Annotated in this window: 33 protein-coding genes; 29 read left to right on the top strand and 4 right to left on the bottom strand. The window is 35.7% G+C overall.

The features are described 5' to 3' along the window. Positions 1 to 119: 119 nt before the first annotated feature. The 3 genes from A9G09_RS12795 to A9G09_RS11965 all read right to left on the bottom strand — a co-directional run bounded on the left by A9G09_RS12795 (position 120) and on the right by A9G09_RS11965 (position 2,106). Positions 120 to 536 carry a hypothetical protein gene (locus tag A9G09_RS12795; RefSeq protein WP_141671592.1) on the bottom strand — a complete coding sequence of 139 codons (417 nt, stop codon included), beginning with the start codon at positions 534 to 536 and terminating at the stop codon, positions 120 to 122. Between the two features lie 45 nt (positions 537 to 581). Next, entirely contained in the window at positions 582 to 1,385 is an 804-nt protein-coding gene (locus tag A9G09_RS11970; protein WP_065635067.1) for a hypothetical protein, read from the bottom strand. 70 nt (positions 1,386 to 1,455) lie between these two features. Next, entirely contained in the window at positions 1,456 to 2,106 is a 651-nt protein-coding gene (locus A9G09_RS11965) for a LexA family transcriptional regulator (protein ID WP_065635066.1), read from the bottom strand. 99 nt (positions 2,107 to 2,205) lie between these two features. Here A9G09_RS11965 and A9G09_RS11960 point away from each other — a divergent pair, with 99 nt between their 5' ends. From A9G09_RS11960 to A9G09_RS11915, 11 genes are all read left to right on the top strand, one after another. Continuing rightward, on the top strand, positions 2,206 to 2,421 hold the full coding sequence (locus A9G09_RS11960; RefSeq protein WP_065635065.1) for a Cro/CI family transcriptional regulator: 216 nt from the start codon (positions 2,206 to 2,208) through the stop codon (positions 2,419 to 2,421). Beyond that, a complete protein-coding gene (locus tag A9G09_RS11955; protein WP_065635064.1) occupies positions 2,402 to 2,686 on the top strand; it encodes a CII family transcriptional regulator in 285 nt (94 codons plus the stop codon). The genes A9G09_RS11960 and A9G09_RS11955 overlap by 20 nt, the downstream gene beginning before the upstream one ends. A gap of 180 nt (positions 2,687 to 2,866) precedes the next feature. Beyond that, positions 2,867 to 4,012 carry a hypothetical protein gene (locus A9G09_RS11950; RefSeq protein ID WP_065635063.1) on the top strand — a complete coding sequence of 382 codons (1,146 nt, stop codon included), beginning with the start codon at positions 2,867 to 2,869 and terminating at the stop codon, positions 4,010 to 4,012. Further along, a complete protein-coding gene (locus tag A9G09_RS11945) occupies positions 4,012 to 5,349 on the top strand; it encodes a replicative DNA helicase (protein ID WP_065635062.1) in 1,338 nt (445 codons plus the stop codon). The genes A9G09_RS11950 and A9G09_RS11945 overlap by 1 nt, the downstream gene beginning before the upstream one ends. After that, positions 5,324 to 5,599, top strand: a complete 276-nt coding sequence (locus A9G09_RS12940; RefSeq protein ID WP_176700985.1) for a hypothetical protein — start codon at positions 5,324 to 5,326, stop codon at positions 5,597 to 5,599. The genes A9G09_RS11945 and A9G09_RS12940 overlap by 26 nt, the downstream gene beginning before the upstream one ends. Continuing rightward, a complete protein-coding gene (locus A9G09_RS13275) occupies positions 5,518 to 5,700 on the top strand; it encodes a DUF1187 family protein (protein WP_141671591.1) in 183 nt (60 codons plus the stop codon). Before A9G09_RS12940 ends, A9G09_RS13275 begins: the two co-directional genes overlap by 82 nt. Before the next feature lie 2 nt (positions 5,701 to 5,702). Then, positions 5,703 to 6,146, top strand: coding sequence for a recombination protein NinB (locus A9G09_RS11935; RefSeq protein ID WP_065635060.1), 444 nt, complete (start codon positions 5,703 to 5,705; stop codon positions 6,144 to 6,146). After that, a complete protein-coding gene (locus tag A9G09_RS11930) occupies positions 6,146 to 6,460 on the top strand; it encodes a hypothetical protein (RefSeq protein ID WP_065635059.1) in 315 nt (104 codons plus the stop codon). The genes A9G09_RS11935 and A9G09_RS11930 overlap by 1 nt, the downstream gene beginning before the upstream one ends. Before the next feature lie 59 nt (positions 6,461 to 6,519). After that, positions 6,520 to 7,077, top strand: a complete 558-nt coding sequence (locus A9G09_RS11925) for a recombination protein NinG (RefSeq protein WP_065635058.1) — start codon at positions 6,520 to 6,522, stop codon at positions 7,075 to 7,077. After that, positions 7,074 to 7,427, top strand: coding sequence for an antiterminator Q family protein (locus A9G09_RS11920; protein ID WP_065635057.1), 354 nt, complete (start codon positions 7,074 to 7,076; stop codon positions 7,425 to 7,427). Before A9G09_RS11925 ends, A9G09_RS11920 begins: the two co-directional genes overlap by 4 nt. Positions 7,428 to 7,699: 272 nt before the next feature. After that, positions 7,700 to 8,476, top strand: a complete 777-nt coding sequence (locus A9G09_RS11915) for a BRO family protein (protein ID WP_065635056.1) — start codon at positions 7,700 to 7,702, stop codon at positions 8,474 to 8,476. 131 nt (positions 8,477 to 8,607) lie between these two features. Here A9G09_RS11915 and A9G09_RS11910 read toward each other — a convergent pair whose 3' ends face one another. Then, entirely contained in the window at positions 8,608 to 8,796 is a 189-nt protein-coding gene (locus tag A9G09_RS11910) for a hypothetical protein (RefSeq protein ID WP_065635055.1), read from the bottom strand. A gap of 275 nt (positions 8,797 to 9,071) precedes the next feature. Here A9G09_RS11910 and A9G09_RS11905 point away from each other — a divergent pair, with 275 nt between their 5' ends. From A9G09_RS11905 to A9G09_RS11815, 18 genes are all read left to right on the top strand, one after another. Further along, entirely contained in the window at positions 9,072 to 9,752 is a 681-nt protein-coding gene (locus A9G09_RS11905; protein WP_065635054.1) for an endonuclease, read from the top strand. Between the two features lie 205 nt (positions 9,753 to 9,957). After that, positions 9,958 to 10,281 carry a phage holin family protein gene (locus A9G09_RS11900; protein ID WP_065635053.1) on the top strand — a complete coding sequence of 108 codons (324 nt, stop codon included), beginning with the start codon at positions 9,958 to 9,960 and terminating at the stop codon, positions 10,279 to 10,281. After that, entirely contained in the window at positions 10,265 to 10,708 is a 444-nt protein-coding gene (locus tag A9G09_RS11895) for a D-Ala-D-Ala carboxypeptidase family metallohydrolase (RefSeq protein WP_065635052.1), read from the top strand. The genes A9G09_RS11900 and A9G09_RS11895 overlap by 17 nt, the downstream gene beginning before the upstream one ends. Before the next feature lie 200 nt (positions 10,709 to 10,908). After that, a complete protein-coding gene (locus A9G09_RS12935; RefSeq protein ID WP_065635050.1) occupies positions 10,909 to 11,256 on the top strand; it encodes a hypothetical protein in 348 nt (115 codons plus the stop codon). Positions 11,257 to 11,429: 173 nt separating this feature from the next. Beyond that, positions 11,430 to 12,026: a hypothetical protein gene (locus tag A9G09_RS11880; protein WP_065635049.1), complete on the top strand. Its 597-nt coding sequence runs from the start codon at positions 11,430 to 11,432 to the stop codon at positions 12,024 to 12,026. Positions 12,027 to 12,470: 444 nt separating this feature from the next. Further along, positions 12,471 to 12,977 carry a Rha family transcriptional regulator gene (locus tag A9G09_RS11875; protein WP_065635048.1) on the top strand — a complete coding sequence of 169 codons (507 nt, stop codon included), beginning with the start codon at positions 12,471 to 12,473 and terminating at the stop codon, positions 12,975 to 12,977. An 8-nt stretch (positions 12,978 to 12,985) separates the two neighbouring features. Then, a complete protein-coding gene (locus A9G09_RS11870) occupies positions 12,986 to 13,444 on the top strand; it encodes a DNA-packaging protein (RefSeq protein ID WP_065635047.1) in 459 nt (152 codons plus the stop codon). Next, positions 13,398 to 14,816, top strand: a complete 1,419-nt coding sequence (gene terL / locus A9G09_RS11865; protein WP_176700987.1) for a phage terminase large subunit — start codon at positions 13,398 to 13,400, stop codon at positions 14,814 to 14,816. The genes A9G09_RS11870 and terL overlap by 47 nt, the downstream gene beginning before the upstream one ends. After that, complete coding sequence (locus A9G09_RS11860; RefSeq protein WP_065635045.1) at positions 14,813 to 16,081, top strand: DUF1073 domain-containing protein; 1,269 nt, start codon at positions 14,813 to 14,815, stop codon at positions 16,079 to 16,081. The genes terL and A9G09_RS11860 overlap by 4 nt, the downstream gene beginning before the upstream one ends. Continuing rightward, positions 16,038 to 16,877 carry a phage minor head protein gene (locus A9G09_RS11855; RefSeq protein WP_065635044.1) on the top strand — a complete coding sequence of 280 codons (840 nt, stop codon included), beginning with the start codon at positions 16,038 to 16,040 and terminating at the stop codon, positions 16,875 to 16,877. The genes A9G09_RS11860 and A9G09_RS11855 overlap by 44 nt, the downstream gene beginning before the upstream one ends. A gap of 70 nt (positions 16,878 to 16,947) precedes the next feature. Further along, entirely contained in the window at positions 16,948 to 18,090 is a 1,143-nt protein-coding gene (locus A9G09_RS11850) for a DUF2213 domain-containing protein (RefSeq protein WP_065635043.1), read from the top strand. Between the two features lies 1 nt (position 18,091). Continuing rightward, entirely contained in the window at positions 18,092 to 18,592 is a 501-nt protein-coding gene (locus A9G09_RS11845; RefSeq protein WP_065635042.1) for a hypothetical protein, read from the top strand. Then, on the top strand, positions 18,592 to 19,548 hold the full coding sequence (locus A9G09_RS11840; RefSeq protein ID WP_065635041.1) for a major capsid family protein: 957 nt from the start codon (positions 18,592 to 18,594) through the stop codon (positions 19,546 to 19,548). Before A9G09_RS11845 ends, A9G09_RS11840 begins: the two co-directional genes overlap by 1 nt. 16 nt (positions 19,549 to 19,564) lie before the next feature. Then, entirely contained in the window at positions 19,565 to 19,942 is a 378-nt protein-coding gene (locus A9G09_RS11835) for a DUF4054 domain-containing protein (RefSeq protein ID WP_065635040.1), read from the top strand. Next, the gene (locus A9G09_RS11830) at positions 19,939 to 20,400 is read left to right on the top strand and encodes a hypothetical protein (RefSeq protein ID WP_065635039.1); all 462 of its coding nucleotides are present in this window, start codon (positions 19,939 to 19,941) and stop codon (positions 20,398 to 20,400) included. Before A9G09_RS11835 ends, A9G09_RS11830 begins: the two co-directional genes overlap by 4 nt. Then, a complete protein-coding gene (locus A9G09_RS11825) occupies positions 20,397 to 20,723 on the top strand; it encodes a hypothetical protein (protein WP_065563018.1) in 327 nt (108 codons plus the stop codon). The genes A9G09_RS11830 and A9G09_RS11825 overlap by 4 nt, the downstream gene beginning before the upstream one ends. After that, a complete protein-coding gene (locus tag A9G09_RS11820) occupies positions 20,710 to 21,141 on the top strand; it encodes a hypothetical protein (RefSeq protein ID WP_141671589.1) in 432 nt (143 codons plus the stop codon). The genes A9G09_RS11825 and A9G09_RS11820 overlap by 14 nt, the downstream gene beginning before the upstream one ends. Positions 21,142 to 21,143: 2 nt before the next feature. Then, complete coding sequence (locus A9G09_RS11815) at positions 21,144 to 22,655, top strand: DUF3383 domain-containing protein (protein WP_065635038.1); 1,512 nt, start codon at positions 21,144 to 21,146, stop codon at positions 22,653 to 22,655. The last annotated feature ends 9 nt before the right edge of the window (positions 22,656 to 22,664 follow it).

Here is a 22,664-nt window from a genome sequence, read left to right as displayed (position 1 = left end):
GAAATTTAAAATTGGTTATATTAGGAGTCAGGAAATCTAATTTGTAAAAGATTTAGGTTTTTAGATGTGTTTATGCGGATTTTAGGCATGAAAAAACCCGCGCAAGGCGGGTTCGTGATTTATTTTTTTATCGATAAATTAATAATTTGTATAAATGCTAAAAAAACACAGATTAGGCTTGATATTGTCAATGCAATTGATATATACAAAGTGTTGGTGATTATGGGGGTAATGAAGCACATTATTCCTGAAAAAAAAGTTAATATTAACTCGATAAACATTATTAAATAAAATAGAATAAGCGCCTTAAAATAACCATATTTTTTAAACTTATTAATATGATTTCCATTTATGCCTAAAGCAATAGTTAACGATGCAATTAGAAAACCCAAAATGGTTCCGGAAAATTCGCAGATAGAAGAACCATAAGCTTCAATATTTATTTCCTGCACGATGCTTAGGAACAAATAAGAAATTGTAAATCCAATAGCATTAGATATTGTTACCACGATTAATGGTATAATGGTTTTGCTCATTCAACAATCCTCCTGAGCATATTATACTGTGTTTATGTACAGTGTCTATTGTTTTAGCAATTCTTTTATTATTTTCTTTGAGTTTTGATATCTGGATTCCATTGCAAAAGGAATTTCAGAAGAAACTTTGTGATCGACGTGGTCACATAATATGTTTTCATCTAAATATAATTCGACTGCATGATCTGCCATTTCTTCTTTTGCCATGAATTTCATCTTTTCTATTTCGTTCATCTTATTTTCAATTAAATATTGTGTTAATTTTTTAATATTTTTACCTCTTTTCGGTTTAATTGTAATCTCTAAGCAATCCAATAATTCTTCATTTACACCACTAATACCAAAAAAACCAAGCACTCCAGAACTTTTAGCTTCAACTTTTATAGTGGTTTTACCTATAAATTCAAGTTTCATTGCTGTTTCTGCTGTTACATTTTTGCAAATCGGTTCAAATATTATGTGCCCATTACTTGCATCCATGTAAGAAGAGTTAATGTAACTATAAAATCTATTTATTTTTGCCGATAATAAAGTTGGACCATAACCAATTATGTTATTTTTTATAATAAAGTATGAAGAAAAACCAATACTTTCATCTTTATCTAGTATTGATTGAATTTCTGTTACAGAAAGATCTTGTGTGTTGATTTTTTTTATTAAATCAGTGCTGTTGATTTTTACAAAAACATATACGTCTTTTAAAATCTTAGCAATAAATTCACTTGAATATGCATGCTGATTTTTGATTATATTATCTACTATATCTTTGAAATTAATGTCTATTTTTTCTTTTTTATCTTCGTCAGAATTTTCTTTCTGCTCATAAACTTTATAATAAGATATTTTCATCCTAACTCCTTATATTCTAGTTATTTAGTTATTTATTTAAAAATCAACCATTTTGTACTTATTATTTTTATCATCTTTTTCTTCTAAATATTCTATGCTCAACCATTGTTCCAATAATTCTTATTTGTTGTTTTAATGTGCTCATAATTGTGTAGTCTGGATTTAATGGAATAAGCTCAAACTGCATTCTTTCATGCTCATCATAGCCCAGTTCTCTATATTTTTTAAATGTGGCTTCAGACTCCCCGTTCATTGCTACTACAAATTCACCGGGTGTTGGTTTTACAGCAGGATCAATAATAACAACATCACCTTCTTTAAACTCAGGTTCCATAGAGTCGCCTTTAATTTTTAATGCAAATGCTTTATCCGATAATTCTAATGATGTCATAATATATTCAAATCCAGTTGAATCTCTTAATTCACAAGACTCTGTCCATACTCCTGCTTGTACATAACTTATAAGTGGAACTTTAAATGATTTTAGTGATGCGGGAACGACATTGGTTTCTTCTCCGCCATTTAGAAGCCATGCAAAATCGCATTCAAGTGCAATTGATAAATCAAATAAATTTTTAGCACTTGGCGAAGTTGTGTCTGATTCCCATTGAGATATAGAACCATGACTAGCGTCCTGTAGAGATTTAGCCAAGTCTTTTTGCGTAAGATTTAATGCTTTTCTTCGCCTACGTATTCTTTGACCAATTGTTTCTGTTGCCATATGACACCTCTTTTTTTATTTAAGTTATCTTAAATCATATTGACTTAAGATTTCTAACAATGTAATATTTCAGAAAACTAAAATTATTGAGTTTAAATTATGCTAAAAAAAACAGTTCTAACTTATTTTAAAAGCCCCAAAAAAATAGCTGATATTTTGATGATTAGTCCTGCTGCTGTTTCTCAATGGGGAAAAATAATCCCAGAAAAAAATGCTTATCGTCTACAAGAATTTACTAATGGAAAATTAAAAGTAGACAGTTCTTTGTACCGAAAAATTAACAGAGACCAAATCAATGGAAAAATTATCAAATAAAGCAGATGAAAGATCGAGAAAGATTGAAAGCATAATCTTGCAGCGTCTTGCAGAGAAAACGCAAACAACTATAGCTCTAGAACTGGAAATGAGTGAATCGAAGATATCTAGATTAAAAAATGATGATCTTCCAGTGATTGCAAAGTTAATTACTTGCTTGGGGTTGAAAGTTGTTCCTGATGATTCGTTAGAGGTTTCGCAAGCAGAGCTTAAATCGATAAAAACGTTAGCAAGAAAATACCTAGAAATTGACGAGATGGCATAAAAAAGCCACTAATTAGCGGTTAGTGGCGTGTGATCACTGAATAGGAGTAAATCACATGGAAAGCATATCAAGATATGAATTTTTAAGCAAGACAGAACTTAACGAAATCGTCAAATACGGTTTTACAAAAAATGGATTTATTAAATTTAAAAAGGCGTATTTGAAGGCTAAGGAGGGTTTATGTTCACAGCAAAAGTAATTAGTTTCTATGACGCTAAACAAGGCGTAAACATGGATAATTTTAAAAAGGGCTATATTGCATTAACTCGAAGCATAAAGCGTGCAGAATGGGCTAAGGACGCAGTAAAACGGACTCTGTGGGAAAATCTATTAATTGATGCTAGCTACAAAAGCAGAGTTGTAAATTTTAAAGGTGTTGACTGGAATTTATTTCGCGGACAACTAGTTACAACTAGGGAAATTTTAGCCAGTCAAATCGAAATTGGAGGGAAACCAGTTAGCGCGTTAATCATACGCAGAGCGTTAGAGTTTTTTGAAAAACAAGGCATGATTTCCAAGTATGGCAACCGTTTAGGCACTGTTATAACTATCACAAATTATGACGCTTATCAGTCGTATTTTTTTGACCAATCAAATGACCAAAAGAATGACCAACCTCATGACCAATGCAAAGTTAATAATAGTAAGGCTTCAAACGGTGTTAATAACCAACCTTGCGACCAATCAAATGACCAAAAGAATGACCAACAGAACAATAAAGTATTAGAACAAGAAAGTAATAATAAAAATAATACCCCTATATCCCCTAAAGGGGAAAAATCTAGTGCTGAAAATTTAGCGAAAGAACTTTTGGCATATTACAACCAATCACGTAATGCACGTTGTCAAGATTACAGTCCGTTCTTGAAAGTTTTGGATAAATACAATCTGGATGAAATCAAGCTTGTTATTGATTGGTTTGATGCTATGGGTAAAGCAAAAGCTAAGCCGCAAAACATTTGCCGTATAACTTACTTTGATGGTTATTTATCAGATGCAATTAAGCGACAGGAATCGTTACAAACTTATCAAAATGTTATTGATACATTCAATGAAATTTGCGGTGAAAAATTAGGATGTGTTGATGAAATAACACCTAAGCGCATTGAAAAAATCGACGCCATTATCAAAGTGGTTTCTAAGCGTAATAGTGATTCCTTGCAAGCGATCCGATCCTACTTTGAAATTTTAATGGAAACTTCATCTGAACTAGATATATGCAACCCTAAAACCAATTGGGCTATGAATTTTGACAACGTTATGACTGTTGAAAAATTAGATAACACACGTTCCAAGTATATGAAATTGCAAGGAGGTTGTCAGTAATGAATACTCAGCAATTAGAAGGTGCGGTTATTGGCGGGCTTTTGCTAAATGGAGCTAATCAGAACTCTTTTGATGTTTTAAATATGCTTTGTGATGAGGTTTTTTCAGTTGGGTTGTATCGAACTCTTTACCAAGAAATCAAACAGCACGCTTTATCTAAAAACTTAATAGACCCATTGATCATCAGTGAAAAATTATCTGGTAATGATTCGGCTAACATGTTTGAAACCATGAAGATGTGCCATAGTGCCGCCAATATTAAAGGCTATGCTCGGATGTTGGTAGAAAATTATCAAACCAACAGAATAAGCTATCTTGTTAAGCAAGCCAGTAACGATATAGCGCAAGCCAATAACTTTGAAAACACTAAAGTGATTATTGGAGAACTGATTAAACAAGTTAATGATTTGTCCACAGAGGTTGATAATGTAGAGCCAATTCACATTAACGATGTGCTGTTAAATATGTTTGATACGCTTGAAAACAGAATGAATGGCAAGGAAAAAATAATCAATCTTGGCTTACCTGATTTAGATAAAAAAATAGGTGGGCTAGAGCCTAGTGATTTTGTAATTATTGCTGGGCGTCCATCAATGGGAAAAACTGAATTTGCATTAGAAGCAATTAAGCAAATGGCTATGAAAGGACAGGGGGTTTTAGTTTTTTCTCTTGAAATGTCAGCCAATCAGTTAGCACAAAGGCAAGTTGCATCATCAACAAATTTGGCTACAAGTAAATTTAGAAGCCCTGAAGAACTAGACGATAGCGAATGGGGAAAAATCAGTATGGGTATTAGTCAATTAACTAATTTACCAATTTGGATGGTTGATATTTCAGATTTAACAATTGAAAAAATTCGTAATATTGCAAGACGACACAAAAGAAAACATCCAGAACTAACTGCTATTTTTATTGATTACTTAGGGTTAATTAAACCTCCTAAAGCTGAAAGATTTGATATTTCCATTGGCATTATTTCTCGTGAACTTAAATCAATGGCAAAAGAGCTTAGAACCCCTGTTTTTGCATTGAGTCAATTATCACGAAAAGTTGAAGAAAGACCAAATAAACGACCAATGAATAGCGATTTACGCAATTCGGGTGAAATTGAACAAGATGCAGATATTACATTGTTTCTTTATCGTGATGAATATTACAACAAAGAAAATTCTAATCAAAAAGGGATAGCTGAAATCATTATTGGTAAGGCTCGAAATGGTGAAGTAGGCACTGTGTATATGAGTTTTATTAATGGGCATTTTCATAATACAGATCAAGCTGTAGCTCATCAATTAGCAACGGCGAAGACAGATGCAAGAAATAAAGCGCCGTTCTAATTTATGCCCATGCGGACGCTATCACATGTTAGACAAAATAGCGTATGACTATGTTACAGCGCTGAGGAAACAAGGCGCAAATATAGCAAAAATTAAATATGAACTATCTGAAAAAGTTAAAAAATATTCGGAAATTGACAAAGAGAAATTACGGGAGTTGATACAAAAATGGCTTACAAGATTACAGCAGAAATTAAAAAAGGTTGGCAAAGTTGGGGGGCAATTGTTTTACACCGTGATTCAAAGTTAACTGAAAAATTATTAATTAAAAAATTATCTACAGTTAAAACACGATTCGGCATATCGAAAGTTGATGTGCATGTGCGTAATTTTACATGTGAGAGGGTTTAGAGATGATTAAAGAAATTCGATTAACTCATGAAGTGGCACGTAATACAGCCATAAATTTTATTAATCAATTACCAGTTGATAGCGAACATCCGTTAAGAATAGTGATTGATGAAGAAAAGCGAACATTAGCACAAAACCGAATGATGTGGGCTGTTTTAAACGATATTGCAAAACAAGTTGAATGGAACGGAGAAAAACTGACAGCAGAAGAATGGAAGCATTTAATCACAGCCAATTTACATGGTCAGAAATGTGTAAAAGGGATTCAAGGAGGATTAGTCTTTATGGGGTTATCTACTCGTAAAATGAACAAAAAAGAGTTTGCTGATGTGGTTACCTGTGCTGAGCAATTTGGCGCCGAAAATGGTGTTAGATTTAGCACAGATGCGCAGGAGGCAATACGACTAGCTGAGCAATATAAAGACCAATTATCTAAGGTGGCATGATGGAAATCAAATTAACAGACAAACAATTTGAACAATTACAAATCGAGTTAATAAAAGAGGTTATTCACAAAACGGATAACAGCAAGAAAAAATTTATTGATGTGACAGTTGTTTTTGGAGATATAAACCAACAACCGCCAAAGACAGGCTTAGTTTCAATTTGCATAGCTAACATTGTAGCACTGGTAGATCATCCAAATTCAATCGTTAAGTCAGATATATTGTTTAACACAGGTCGTGACCATTTCTTTTGTACATCAACCGTTGAGGAAATTAAGCAAATGATAAAAGAGGCTGAAAACAATGAAAGATGAACACAAAGAGCGGCTAAAAAAATATGATGAAACCGAACAAGAATTAGAGAGAAAGCAAAATGAATAAAAAGCACAATATTAAAATGAAAAAATGCAAAGCGTGCGGTAAGAAATTTACATTATTTAATTCGCTGGCTCAAGTTTGTTCAATTGATTGTGCTATTCAGTATGCAAAAGATAACAAAGTTCAGGAACGTGTTAGGCGTCAATTGAAGAAAATAGCTAAAGAGAAAATTAAAACTCGCTCAGATCATCTAGAAGAAGCACAAACTGTATTTAATGCATTTATTCGAGAAAGAGATAAAAACGAGCCGTGCATTAGCTGTGAACGCTATCACAATGGGCAGTATCACGCAGGACACTATCGAAGTGTTGGCGCATGTCCAGAGTTACGCTTCTGTGAACTCAATGTTCATAAACAATGCTCTGCATGTAACAACCACAAATCAGGGAACATAATTGAATATAGAATTAATTTAGTTAAAAAAATAGGTGCTGAAAAAGTTGAATGGTTGGAAGGACCTCATAAGCCAAAAAAATACACTATAGAGCAAATTAAGCAGATTAAAGCTGAATATAAATTTAAGTTAAAAGAATTAAGAAGAGGGGCGCAATGAGAGAAACTAAAGATATTTTAACTGCATGGAAAAATACACGTATTCTTAAGCGAATGGGCACAGAATATCCGTCAAAATCCGCAGGTATTGAAGGTGCGCCTCGTGATTTTGATTATCGTCAATACTTAACCGAAGATGAGGCTCTGATAGTTGATAATGCGGTATTGAAACTTAAACAAGATAATATTGAACACTGGGCTATTTTAACTGCTTTTTATCTTCGTGAAATCTCTTGTAGTAAACAAGCACGAATATTGGGTAAGCAAACAACAGAAATAACTAAAACATTACTTGCCGCAGAATGCTTTATTAGAGGTCATATCATCGAATTGTTTTCGAAAGTGGCATAGTTGACAATGAACATAATTAAGATGTATATTGAAAAAACGTTAGCAAAATCTAACGTTAGGATTAGCCTCCTACTGTTCAGTACGACGTATAAACCGCGTCAGCGGTATTTTTATGCGTAAAGCTTAGTTGCATCTATTCTATGGTGGACTGGGTGAGGGCTCGAAAGAGCGCCGTTTCGTACTAGCGGTAAGGCTAACCTTATTCAGTTCACCTCCAATGATTAGCCTCTGCGGTGGTGATTTATTAAAATCATTAGTACGGAGACAATATTATGTCTAATTCATTAGTCTTTCATAATACTACCATTCAATCAGTTAATCACAATAACCAAATATGGATCACATCAAGCGAACTAGCTAAATTACTTCAATATAAAAGTGCTGACTCAGTAACAAAGATTTATAATCGTAACTTTGACGAATTTACTCGCAAAATGACCGAGACGGTCAAATTGACCGCCTCGAATAACCTTATACAAACTGTAAGGATTTTTTCGCTTAGAGGAGCGCATCTAATCGCAATGCTTGCTAAAACAGAAGTAGCAAAAGAAGTGCGTAAATGGTTGTTAGATTTAGCAGATAAAGAAATCGGTATAAGTACTATTTCAATCGAACAACAACAATTAATCAAACAAGCGGTAAATGAACGTTCATTTAGAACAGGTGAACATTATCAAGCAATTTACACTAAGCTTTATGAGCAATTCAAAATCCCTCGCTATCAAGATTTGCCTGCAAGCCAATTTGAAAATGCTATTAAGTGGTTGGGAGGTATAAATAACAGATGTGGTTTGTCTAATGAAGATTTATATGATTTAGCTCGGCTAGTCTTTGTTGCTAACTATATGAGAGAAAAAATAAAGCTAATAGAGCCAGCTTTAAGGATAATTGATTCATCATATAGTGCATCGTTTCATTCAATGAGCGTTGAATTTTGGCGAGATATTGAATCAGAAAGGTTAATTATTAATAGAGAAACTGCGCATATTAAAACTAATCATCTTACAGCTAAATGGAACAATGTCTTGCCAGTTGTAAGAAATAATTAATTGATACGACTTAAACACTTGACTGTTTAAACGTTTAAACGGATAATATGCCTAAGATGCGGTTCAGAACGCATAAAATATAAGCTCACTAAATAGGTGGGCTTTTTTTATTATTTAAAAGAAAACCTCAATCAAGAGGCTTTTTTGTTATCTCGGTAAAATTTTATTGCTTCAACAACAAGTTTTGCTTCAGATAAACCTAAGTCTATAGCTGTTTGCTTAATCATTGCAATATCATCTATATTTAACTTAAAAGCTTTGTTTTTGATACCACGTTTTTCATTACTACGTTCATTTATTTCAGCTCTTGTTAACGCCATAAATCACCTTGATTTTAAATCGCTAAATTGTTATATTTAAGGTCGCCGGAGAGGTTTCCCTCTCCTTTGAACTACTTTAGATTGCTGGGGAGCTTATCAAAAGTAGCAGAATTAAAATGAGTATTTTGAGTTTCATTTTACTTCTCCTTAAGCCCTCGTCTTAGGTCGGGGGTTTACCTTATCAAGTCCCTTACTTGATGATTATTATTGTAAGGTACCCTACAATAAAAGTCAACAGTTATTACGAAAAAAGTTAAATATTTTTAAATGGATTTATGAAAAAGTTTCTTGTTACTCTGTTATTTATCCCGCTTCTTGCTCATTCAGTACAAAACTTCAATACAGCTAAAACAAAACTCATTCAGTTATATAAATCAAATCCCGAGCAAACAACTTTTTATTGTGGCTGTGAGTTTACATATACAGGTAAAAAGGGTGTAGTTGATTTCACTAAATGCGGATATGAGCCAAGAAAGAATTTAAATAGAGCTAAACGCATTGAATGGGAGCATGTTATGCCTGCGGAGAATTTCGGCCGACATCTACAATGCTGGCGAAATGGTGGGCGTAAAGAGTGCAAAAAAGATGTGACTTTTAATGAAATGGAAGGCGACTTGCATAACTTGCAACCGTCCATCGGAGAAGTTAACGGCGATAGGTCAAATTTCAGATATTCACAGTTTACTAATGAGTTCACGCAATACGGACAATGTAAAAGCGCTGTAGATTTTCAAACTCGTAAATTTCAGCCAAGGGAAGAAATCAGGGGCACAATAGCTCGCACATATTTCTACATGTCAGATAAATACAATATCAATTTATCGAAATCTGAATACAAGCTAATGCAAGCATGGGATAAGATGTATCCACCAAATTCTTGGGAATGCGAGCGAAATCAGCAAATCAAACAAATTCAGGGTAATGATAATAAATTCGTTACTCAGCAATGTAATTAAGCCGACGAAAGTCGGTTTTTTTATGCCTTTTTGCAATCAGCATTAACACACATCGAAACACTATATTTACGCTGATTGTATTTTTTATACCTAAATTTTGAGTATTCACTCATCACAGAATTGGTAGCAATGCTAGACACACACACGAGCGTTCACTCATTAGCTAGTACGCTACCACCTATTTAACTAACAAGAAGATTTAATCATGCCTATAAAAGACCCGAACAACGTCAATTGGACCGTTGTTGTTTATTTATTTTTCGTTACCTTATTGGGTTCATTAGCTAGTTATTGTTATCAAGTGCTTAATGGTAACAAATTTAATGTCTGGATATTATTTGCACAAATATTTATTTCAATATTTGCCGGTCTATTGGTTGTACTTGCTGCAAGTTATTTCAACTGGGATTTTGAATTAGCCGGAGGAATTGCTGGTTTAGCCGGTTGGTCTGGTGCTGCGCTCATAAAAGTACTTGAAGAACAATTACTCAAGAAAGCGAAAGGACATTGTGATGACAAAACTCACTGAACACTTCACATTAGAAGAATTTACAAAATCAACAGTTGCAAGCAGATTAAAAATAGATAATAGCGTTCCTACAGAGTTAATGCCTAATATTAAATTAACCGCTGCAAAGTTAGAATTAGTTAGGCAAGCTTTAGGAAAACCTATTATTATCACTTCTGGTTATCGTTGTCCTGCGCTAAATGCGCGAGTTGGTGGAGTCACAACCAGTGCCCACACGCAAGGATTAGCCGTCGATTTTCATTCGTCTTTTGGTACACCTAAAGAGATTTGCCAACGATTAATCGAAGCAGGTGTTCAATTCGACAAACTTATCCAAGAACATAATCAGTGGGTACACATAGGATTTAGTCCATCAAAAAACCGTCAAATAGTACTCACAGCAGTTAAGAACGGCGGTAAAACAGTTTATTTAAATGATTTAGTATGAAATTGAAACGCAAATGTGAATGTGTATTAGCTAAAAATGACAGCTACGAGATGGTCCTAGTTATAGAATGTAATTTACTGGTCGAATGGTTTTTGTGGGTTTTCGCCACAGCCGTAACAGCAGGTTTATTTTATCTATATGCATCAATAGTACAGCACGAAATAACTGATGGAATCATTACATTTTTATTTGGATGACATATGAATAAAACATATATCACAGTAGCAATCTGTTTTGCGTTACTTGCATATGTAATATTTGATTTATATCAAGATAAAAACTCAGCTAAAAAAGAAGCGCAAATATTATCTGATAAAATATCTCAATTAGAGCAAGTTATATCTAAAAATAATCAAATTATTGCAGATAACGAATTATCAAAACGTGAACTAGAAAATCAATCTATAGAAAGGCAGGAGCAAATTAATGAGCAACTCAAAGAAAATGATTGTGCTAATCGGTTTGTGCCTATGCCTGTTTCTGCCAGCCTGTACAACAGAGCGAAAAATATACGTAAATCGCCCGATTCCAGCCAATCTATTAAGTGACTGTTTACCAAATTTACCTCCTAATCACATGACTTTCAGCGATAGTCTACGATATAACGAACATTTGTTTAATGTCATTGAGAAGTGCAATGCAGACAAAAGGGCAATAAGGGAGATTAGCAATGCAAAATAAAAATGGTTGGGATGGACTTTAATTTTGGAGAGTTGAAATAGTGGCAATATTTAAACGCGTTACAAAAGAATACATTCAAATGAATTATACCCATTATGCATTAGCATATGGTATTTACCCGATCTATATTGGTAAATTAGAGCATGAATCACCAACAGTTGAAGTAAGAAATTGGTTTCCAATTTGGGGGTTAACATTACTCGATTATATAGTTCAGTCTTCATTATCATTCTTTGGCAAAGAAAATATATTCATGTTTAAAATAACCGGTGAAATAAAATGTGATAACGACGGATTCCCAAAAAGGCATCGACTAAAGCCATATGAGGAATCGTCATACTGGCAAAGGCTTGCATTAAGTCAACTTGATGTTGCGATTCGTGATTTGAGCGAAATTAGGTCTAACCCTGAATTCCCTCAATGGGTGGATAATTGGATTTGTGATAAATTAGATTGTGCGTTAAGGTTTATCGAAAGTTCAAAGGGTGAAAACGGTTGTAAGTCCATGGCACGAGATGCATACAATAAGGTGGCTAATGCGCTATTAGTATTAGATATGTTCAGATATAGCGATTTATACAAAAATAAACCCAATACTGTAAATTTAGATAAATACATTCAAAGTAAAAATAAATAATTATTCACTATTACCGCATAAACTATAAAAATTCACCAGTTCTATAATTTTAAAACTGCATATTTATTCAAAACTGCCGTGAATTACTATTAATTTAAAAAAACGGAAATAAAATGATCACAAAGCTAATAATGAAACACTTTGATTTTGTTTGAGTTTTTAATTATTTTTGAAAATCCATTGCTAAACACGTTTTTTTTCGGTACGATTTAAGAATAAATATATATATTGCCAGCAAACCGCCTTGTGCGGTTTTTTTGTGCCCATTTTCTTTGAAATACCACAAATCAAATTCAATTTTCAATCAATCATAATGCCAACACACGGCAAATATTAATCAACCAAGAGCTTTACAGAATGAGCCTAAGAGAGTGACAGCTAATGTCTGAACTCTTGGGGCTGTTTATTCTGTGTGACTTAGGCTCATTCTATAAAGGACATAATATGAATATTATTAAATTCGATTTTAACGAAATGGTTACTTTACAAGGTAATCAAGTAATGACGACATCTTTAAAGGTGGCTGAGTATTTTAATAAACGGCACGATAACATTTTAAGAGGCATAAATAAGCTTGAGTGTTCAAAGGAATTTCGCGCCCTCAATTTTGAGGAGGCTAGTTATCTTGATGAACAAGGCAAGCTTAGACCAATGTTTAAGATGACTAAAGATGGATTTATCTTTTTGGTTATGGGCTTCACTGGTAAAGCTGCAGCACAGATAAAAGAGGCGTACATTTACGCATTTAACTGGATGGCTGAACAACTTATTAAAATGCAACATAGCTACATGAAACAACATAATGACTTAATGCTTGAGTACATGAAAGAGAAAGATGTAGCAAGTATGTCGGGTCGATTACTAAGGCGATGGGGTAGAGAGAAGAAGCCAGAGCTGAAAAATAGAATAGAAAAACTTAAACAGCAATCACAAATTGAATTACTAATTTAAGGAAACATATGACAAAGGGCGAAAAGAAAAAAATAGGTCGCCCAAGTGAGTTAGCCGATTGTTTAGTCAAGGCTAAGGAGTATTTGCTTGGGGACTATGAAACGTTTGGTGATGTAGTTCCAAGCGTTGCAGGTTTAGCATGTTATTTAGGTAAACACCGCTCAACAATGTATGACTACGCTGATCAAAGCAGTGAGTTTTCCGACATATTAGAAAGCGTTAAAACAGTTCAAGAAAATAAGTTGCTTAACAAAGGTTTAACAGGTGAATTTAATTCAAATATTGTCAAGCTTATGTTGGGTAAGCATGGCTACACCGATAAGCAAGAAGTAGACCAAACTGTCACAAACAAATTGGACATATCAAAGATGACCACCGATGACATCATAAAAGAGTTAAAAGCCAATGGTTACAGCGAACATGAAATCAATAGAATTGTTGCTGGAACTGAGGATAAGAAAGGCTAGAAAATCATTTCTTACTTATCGCCAGTTGATCAACAAGAATTTAAAAGTCAATTGGTGGGTAAAGGAAGTATGTGAAGAGTTAGAGAAATTTTATTATGATTTTGTTAATGGGTTAAAACCTAAGTTAGTTATTCAGGCACCACCTCAGCACGGTAAATCAGTTGCAATCATTGATTTTATATCATGGGTTGCTGGGCATAACCCAGACTGTAAAACAATATACGCTTCATTTTCAGAACGATTAGGCATTAAAGCTAACTTAAAACTACAACGCATCTACGACAACCCCACTTATCAAAAAATATTTCCTGACACAAAAATATCAAATAAAAACGCCGTTACTATTTCATCTCAGACATTAAGAAATCGAGAAATCATCGAGTATATTGATCGCGATGGTTATTTCAGAAATACTACTGTGCGCGGTTCTATTACAGGCGAATCATTAGATTTAGGTGTTATTGATGACCCAATAAAAGGGCGACAAGATGCAAATAGCTTAACTGTTCGTAACTCAACATGGGATTGGTTCACCGATGATTTTTTGACGCGATTTAGTGAAGATGGTGCATTATTGGCAATACTTACGCGCTGGCATATTGATGACCCAATAGGTCGATTAATTGCCGCAGATAAGACAGTCAAAGTATTAAGTTATCCAGCTATAGCTATTAAGGATGACAAGCACAGAAAAACAGGTGAAGCGCTATTCCCAGAGCATAAAAGTATTGATTTTCTACTTGCACGAAAGAAAGTGATGCCAGCCGCTAACTTTGAAGCGCTATATCAGCAAAACCCATACATTACTGACGGTGGAATATTCAAAACCGAATGGTTCAAATCATATCGCGTATTACCTAAGCTTAAATTTACAGTTATCACGGTTGATACAGCCCAAAAAACGAAAGAGCAAAACGATTATTCGGTATTTGCGCTTTGGGGGCAAGGTGAAGACGGTAATGCGTATTTAATTGATATATTGCGCGGTAAATGGGAAGCACCGGATTTAATTAAAATGGCTAAAACTTTTTGGTATAAGCATGTTCCGAATTTTAATATCAGATCAATGAATGTTGAAGATAAAGTAAGCGGAACAACACTAATCCAAACGCTATCACAATCAACAGAGCCCGTTATACCGATTAAAGCCGTTCAACGTAACATTGACAAAATTACGCGCGCTAATGATGTTGCGCCATTCATCGAAAGTGGCAGAGTTTATCTGCCGGAAAAAGCGGAGTGGTTAAATGATTTTATTGTTGAACATGCACAATTCCCGAACGGGGCGCATGATGATCAGGTAGATACAACGTCGGATGGTTTGAATATTATTTTTGGGAAATTTATTATTGATATCTGGGATGTTTTATGACAAAAATTAACTATCTTACTGATTCATTAGAAAGCCTGTACACATCACTAGGCAACAAAAACGATTCGGTGAGATATTCGAATAAGAAAATATCTGACCGACAATTGTTAAATATGTATAGCAATTCTTGGTTAACCGGCAAATACATCAATAAAACAGCTGAGGACATGCTTAAATTGCCGAGAGTGTTTAGTGGTGATTATGATGAAAACCTGCTAAAACTCGTTATTGAAAAAGAAAATCAATTAAAACTAAATGAGATAAAAGAAAAGTTTCTGACGTTCAGCTCGCTATTGGGGGATGCGCTAATCGTGGCAATTACTGATACTGATGATTTGTCGCAACCACTATCGGATGTCGAAGATATTCAACGTTTCATTGTGTTAACTAAAGGTGAGTTTAAACCTGAAAGTAATATCGATGATGATTTAAAATCTGCGAATTTTGGTAAGCCGATTTATTACACGATTGGTGAAAATGATAAGGTGCATCATTCACGCTGTCACAGATTGAAACTTGGTAAATCAAAACTGACAGATAGAAATCAATTTGGTATATCGGATTTACAAAACAAATACAATGCTATTCGGTTGTTTGACACAACAATTACATGTATCGGCGACATTATTCAAGATAGCAATGTTGATGTGCTGTTTATCCCTGATTTGATAGCCAAAGTGGCACAAGGCAAAGAAGATGATATTAGAAAGTTCATCAACCTAATTAATCACACGAAATCGTCAATGAATGCTATTGCGTTAGATGCGGGTAATAGTGAGGCTCAAGGGCGTTGGGAACAAAAAACTGCAACATATAGCGGATTATCCGAAATTCTCAGGGAGCTGATTACTGTTACAGCAGGGGCATTAGATAGACCAATTACGATATTGTTTGGTAAATCTGCAAGTGGCTTTTCAACGGGTGAGGAAGATTTAGAATCATATCATGGCACAATCAATGCGCTACAAGAAAATCGATTACGACCTGCTCAAGAATTCATTGATAAGTTTATTCTCGATAAAATGATGCCAAATCATGGGTTAACCTATGAATATCCATCAATCAAGGTTATTAATGAGGATAAAGAGGCGACGAGGTTTAGTCAGTTTGCTTCTGCAATATCAGCGTTAGTAACGGCAAATGTTATATCCGATAGAGTTGCTCAAACTGAATTAATCGCGCGTAAACTCCTGATTAATACGACTGAGGAGGATTTGAAAGATGGAGATTTATTCTCTACTGAAGAGTTCGCTGTCGGGGCGTGATAGATTTTTACCGCCAACAACACCGAGTAAGCGTGCTGAGGTTTATTATCGTGAGGCTTTAGCCGATTTTATCAGAACAATGGTGAATCGAATCACTGATGCGCTGAGCAAAAAGAATCTAGTTGATGCTGTAGCGATTAGTGATGATAATTACATTAACTCTTTAATTGAAGTTCTGGCGTCAATTGCTGGTGAAAGCATCGAGGAAAGGGCTAAATTATTGGCTACTCGATTCGTTAACAAGGTTCATTATCAGAACAAAACGCAATTTACTCGTAATTTCAAAAATGCGTTTGATGTTGACCTTTCAAGTATCATCGAAAAAGAAATTCTAGGCGATACGTTAGCCGTAGCTATTCAGCAAAATGTCGAGCTTATAACATCAATCAAAAACGATTTTATTAATGACATTGGCTCAAATGTTTTCACTAATTATAAAAAGGGGTTTAGGCATGGCGAGCTAATTAATGAAATTCGTGCAAGAGGCAATGTCTCATATTCACGTGCAAAACTCATTGCAAGAGACCAAACAGCTAAGATTAACGCTGATTTTGAAGAAGAGCGTAATAAAAAGTTAGGTTTCGACATTTACAAATGGAAAGGCACGGGTGATGCACGGGAGCGCGAATCGCATTTAGTTTTAAATAACATGTTATGCAAATATTCAGACCCTACAGTCTACTCAGACGATGAGGGTAAAACGTGGAAAAAGCGTAAGTCAATAAAAGCATTCATCGGTAAATGTGGCGAAGACTTTCAGTGCCGATGTTTAGCCATTCCTTATATTAAATTCTAATCAAAAATATTAATTAATGCTCTTAACTGAGTAGGGCTATTTGCGCCCAAATAAAACATAGAGAGGTTTTATGGCTTGGGAAATAACGCCACAAGGCTACTTAAAAACAACCGCTAAAATCACCAAAGGGGCAGTATTACAGTATTACGGTCATGAAATTGGTTTAACAGACAGCAGAGCTAATAAGCTGGTTGATGTTAACCGCACGATTGATGAACTCAGTAAACCTGAAACACTAAAATCAATTGACGGTATGCCAATCACAATTACACACCCCGATAAAAAATCAGTTGATGCTAAAGATTGGAAAAACACAACGGTTGGACATGTTCAAAATCCGAGAGCTAATGGTAATTACATTGTATGCGATGCATATATTCAAGATGCGTCTGCAATTGAATTACTCAAAAGCAAAGATATTCGTGAATTATCTGTCGGCTACGAGCCTGCGGATATTCAAGAAGAAAACGGAAAGTTTTATCACAAAAATATCCGAGTTAATCATATTGCAATCGTCGCAGAGGGTAGAGCTGGCTCAGATTGCAGACTAAATGACAGTAAACCAAAAATAACAGGAGCAAAATCAATGCCGAAGAAAAACAAACTAATTGCGCTAATAGATTCGTTTCGTCAGCGTTTAAATGATGCTGAGGGCGAATTATCAAGAGAGGAAATCAATAAACAAATTGATGAACTCATGGCGCAACTTAAGGAAGTGCAAGATAAAGAAGATGAGGAATCAAAAGCCAAGGCTGATGAGCTTCAAAAACAAATCGATGAGCTAAAAGCAAAGCTTGAAACGTTAAATGATGAAGAACCAACTGCTGGTGAAGATGATAAAGATGCACGAATTACAGCTTTAACAGCAGAGCTTGAACAAGTTAAAAAAGAGCGTGATGAACTAAAGGCTCGAGTTGAAGAACTTGAGGCTGAAAAAGACAAAGAAAGCGTGATGAATGACGCCAAAGTAAGATTCCCGAAAGTTAAATTGAATGACGCTAAAAGCGGTCGTGATGTTCGTATCGGTGTGTTAGTCGATCATGGCATTTATAGCAAAGAACAAGCGTCTAAGTTAACGGATGCTGAAATCAGAGCGGCTTATGCTGGTTTAGTAGCAACAAGCACGAAGAAGAACAGGGTTGTTTCAAGCTTGCTTAATGACAGCAAAGCAGCTCAAACAAAATCAGCCAGTGCGCGATTAGGAGGTAAATAATATGGGTTACAGTTTTACAAGTTGGGATTCAGATCAAGGGACAATGCAACCTGGTTCTATTTACCGTGTATCTAGCTCAGACAGTAAAGTCTGGGGTGAAGAAAATTTAACTGGCAAAGATTTATTGTGCGGTACTTTCGTGGCAGTAAACGCAGAGGGAGGCATTAAAGCAATCGAATCTGCAAATGATTTAATCCACGGAATTATTGTTCGAGATATTTACGGTGACAAGCACCCAAATAATCGCCAAATTAACATCGGGCATTTTTCACATGGTGATTCTGTTGTTGCGTTAGCAGTAAATGACATTGAGTTAAAGCGAGGCGAGCGTGTTTATATCGTACCAACGGGCGACGATGCAGGCAAAATCACAAATGTAGCAGAAAACAATATCGATTTAGGCTACTGGGTTGAACGCGTAAGCAACGGCAATCACTGCGCGGCAATTACATTAGGTTATGCACAATCAGTTAAGGTTGCAACAAGAGGAGTTAAGGCGTAATGGCATATGAAAATGTAGATTATAGTGACGTTATCACAGAACAACTGTTAGAGCGTGATAAACAGTTACAAGAAAAAGAATTACCGGAAATTAACATTGGTGAAGCAATACCAATTACAGAGGGACTAGATTTCGCGACCGAAGAATGGGAATACGGCGTTACTGAAGTGCGTGGTTCTGTTAAAAATGGTGTGATTGGCATCAAAACAACATCGCTTGAAACTATTGATAGCACAATCGAATATAGGAAATCACCAGTAGTTCAATGGGCTAAAGGCTTGGTTTACACTCAGCAAGAAATAGAGAAAGCACAGAAATTAGGCATCAACTTACCAGCCAAGAAACAAAATGACTTGTACGCGAATGCTGTAGCAACAATTCAGTATGCTGGTTATGTTGGGCATGAACAAAAACCGGGTCAAGAGGGGTTATTAACAGGGTCGCAAGTTAATGTTTATAACGAAACATCAGGTAAAACATTAAAAGAAATGTCATCAGATGAGTTTGTTAAAATGATTCTAAGCGGATACGATGAAGTTTGGTCTCGTTCTAACTATACTATTCAACCAACGCATATCGCGATGGACGCAAAAGACTTCATGACAGCTATGCAGAAGTTCGACCCAAATCCTCAAATTTTAGGTACAGATTTACTACCAATTGCGGCCATGGACAGAGTTATGGCTGCGTTACGTAAAGCGTCGCAAAATGAGAGATTTAACATTAATTTCGTTAAGATTCCTGCGGAATATGCTAAACAGATTAACAAAAATAAATCTCGTTTAGCAATTTACTCTCATGACCAAGATTATCTTGAAATGAAAGTGCATATGCCAGAAATCTTAGAAGTGATGCGAAAAGATTTGCTCTCATATCAAAGTGGTTATCGCTCTGCGTTTACTGGCGCAATGTTTAAAGAACCAAAATCCGCGCAGTATGTAGATTATAAATCCTGATAAATAAGGGGTATCTATGAGCTTTCGCGATGAATACCCCGAATTTAAAAGCGTGTCTGATAGCACAATTGATCACTTTTTAGAAAGTAGCACGCTAGTTGTCAGTAAAAAGGCTTGGGGTAAATTATATAATCTTGGTCTTTTTGCTTACACAGCGCATCGATTAGCTATCAAAGGCTTTTTAAATCGGGATTTAGACGATAACGTTATTTTCAACAATGGTGAAAATTTCAAATCAGTATCGAGTAAATCAGCGGGAGGTTTATCTCTTAGCTACACATCACAAAACACATCATCAGGCAATCCTAGTGACTACGATTTAACTTCTACTTCTTACGGTCAAGAATATCTACGATTACGTCGTTTAATAACACCTATCGGGGTTGTTGGATGAGTGAATTAGAAATCATAAAACGACTAAAAGAAGTCATGAAGCGAGCTGAACAGTTAAATCATCTTCAATTGGTTGTTGGTATACCGAGCGATGAAAATTCACGAGAAGAATCGACTAGCATAACCAATGCTGAGCTTGGAGTTATTCATGAATTTGGTGTGCCCGAAAAAAACATTCCAGAACGTTCATTCATGAGGTCTTCAGCATCAGAAGAATCACAAAATTTAAGTCGTTTAGCAAAAATTAAAATAGCTGAGTGTTTGAAATGTGAAATATCTGCGCATGACGCTTTTGCGACTGTGGGAGTTTATTTACAGGGTAAAATCGTAGATAAAATTACTGATGGTGATTTTGAGCCTAATACTGAAGCAACGGTGAATCGCAAAAAATCGAGCAAACCGCTAATTGACACGGGACAGTTACGAGGAGCAATAACATATGAGGTCAAGGAAAAATGAAGCGTGAATTGATATCACAATTTTTAAGCGATCCGTTTTTTGCAACTAAAGTTAATTTTGAGTCACAGGGTAGCATTACATGCATTATTCAACCTGCCAGCAATGATGATTTGCAAATATTACCTGAGGGCGACAGATATAACCCAACGGTACGGGTATTTTCTCGTGCAAAACTCACTAACGGCATGATGTTTCAGCATCACGGCATGAGATTTCGCATAATTTCAGAATCAATATGGAGTGATTATGGCTATTACGACTGTCTCGCGACTAGATATGACGGCTCTCAGGCACATGATAGCGGAGGTTTTGACGTTACCTGAATCTTTAGTATTTGATGCTAATAATATGCAGGATGTTTCAAAGCTGGATAAATTCATCACAGTTTTAAATGCATACCAATCGGATATCGGTACTGAAGTTAAATTTAAAGGTGCTGAGGAAGAGGAGATTGCATCAACTCTCAGAGAGACAACTATCTCAGTCAATGCCTACGGTAAAAATGCCTACGATATGTTGTGCAAACTGACTGAATCAATGAGATTTACCTTTGTTTGGCAACGTTTAAAACGTCTAGGTATGGGATATCTAAAATGCTCGCAAATCCGTAGTCTACCAACAGCGATTGCAGGCGGTAAAGAACAACGCGCGCAAGTCGATCTTGCATTTTCAATTAATCCAATCGTCAAGGCTCCAGTAAACCGTGGCGATACAGTAAAATTCAACATAGAAAGAGGGTAATAATGAGTTTACCAATCAGTCAAGTTGTAGATGTAACACTACAACAATCACCACGGGGTGCACAAAAACGTGATTTGAGCGTGGTTGCCATCTTCACGCACGAAATGTGCGACGAGTTTACTAATCCAGACACTCGCTACGTCGTTGTATCTGATCCTAACAGTGTAGCGTCATTGTTTGGCACTAATTCAGATGCGTATCGTGCTGCTGCTGCGTTATTTTCAGCACGACCAAAACCGAAAACCGCGTTAATTGCTAGATACATGAAAGATAATTTCACATCATCAGCGGTTAGTTCAAAAATCAATGGCTCGGCATTATCAGTAAGCTATATTCAGTTTAAAAACATTACCGATGGTTATCTGTCATTTTACTTTGGTGATACAAAAATCGATGTTAAAGAGCTAGATTTTTCGACTGTTTCAAGTATGCAAGATGTAGCAAATGTCATTAATACAAAACTAGCCGATATTGGCGTTAAATTTATTTATGACTTAGTCGGTAGTCGATTTATTTTATCATCTGAGACAGAAGGTAAAGGTGCTAATTTTGGTTATGTGTTTGATGCGCAATTAGACGGTACATATATCGGTAGTATGACTAATCTAATTGATGGTAGAGGTACACTAATCAACGGTGAAGACGCAATAACTTACAACAAAGAAACACCTGCCGAAGCACTGAGCAAGTTGCAAAATCAATACCAGAATTGGTACGGCGTTTATTTTGCTAATACGATCACTGACGCTGAATTAGTTGAAGCCCACGACTGGGTGGTGGCTCAAGGTGTTGAAAATGCAAAAGTCATGGCATACACAGAAACCCGACCGGCTAACATTGAATATACTGATACAAACGTACTTAAAACGCTATCAAAACGTAATAGCGGTCGCTTGATGGCTCAGTATAACAACAAGGGCAACACTCATGCAGCAGCCGAGCTAATGGGTATTGCTTTGACAACGGTTTGGACGGGTGTAAATACGGCTAAAACTGTTAAATTCAAGCAAGAAGTTAGTGTCACATCAGACGATAGAATTACAATCAACGAAGCTACAAAATGTAGACGCCTAGGCATAAATTTTTATACTGATTACGCGGGTGTAAACATGTTAGCCGAGGGTGTTATGCTTGGTGGGACGTTTATTGATGAAACGACAGGCTTGGATGCGTTTATTAATGCGGTGCAAGTTCAGGCGTTCAATACGCTACAAGGTCAGCCTACAAAAATCCCTCAAACCGATCGCGGTCAGCAAATTTTAATCAGTTCAATCAAAGTGGTTGGCGAGCAATTTATCAATAATGGCTTCTTGGGGCTAGGTAAATGGACATTGGGTGACCTTGGCGAGTTATCTTATGGTGACCAAATTAATGGTTATTATTTCTATTCTGATTCGTTCGACATGCAAGATACAGCAGATAGAGAAGCTCGCAAGATGATGCCAATCAATTGCGCACTTAAGCTTGCTGGTGCGGGTCACAGCGTCGATATCATTGTTCAATTTAATCGATAAGGATTTTTT

The sequence above is a fragment of the Gilliamella sp. wkB292 genome (assembly GCF_001690235.1).
Taxonomy (GTDB): Bacteria; Pseudomonadota; Gammaproteobacteria; order Enterobacterales; family Orbaceae; genus Gilliamella; species Gilliamella apicola_F.
This window is presented reverse-complemented; position numbering and strand designations above follow the sequence as displayed.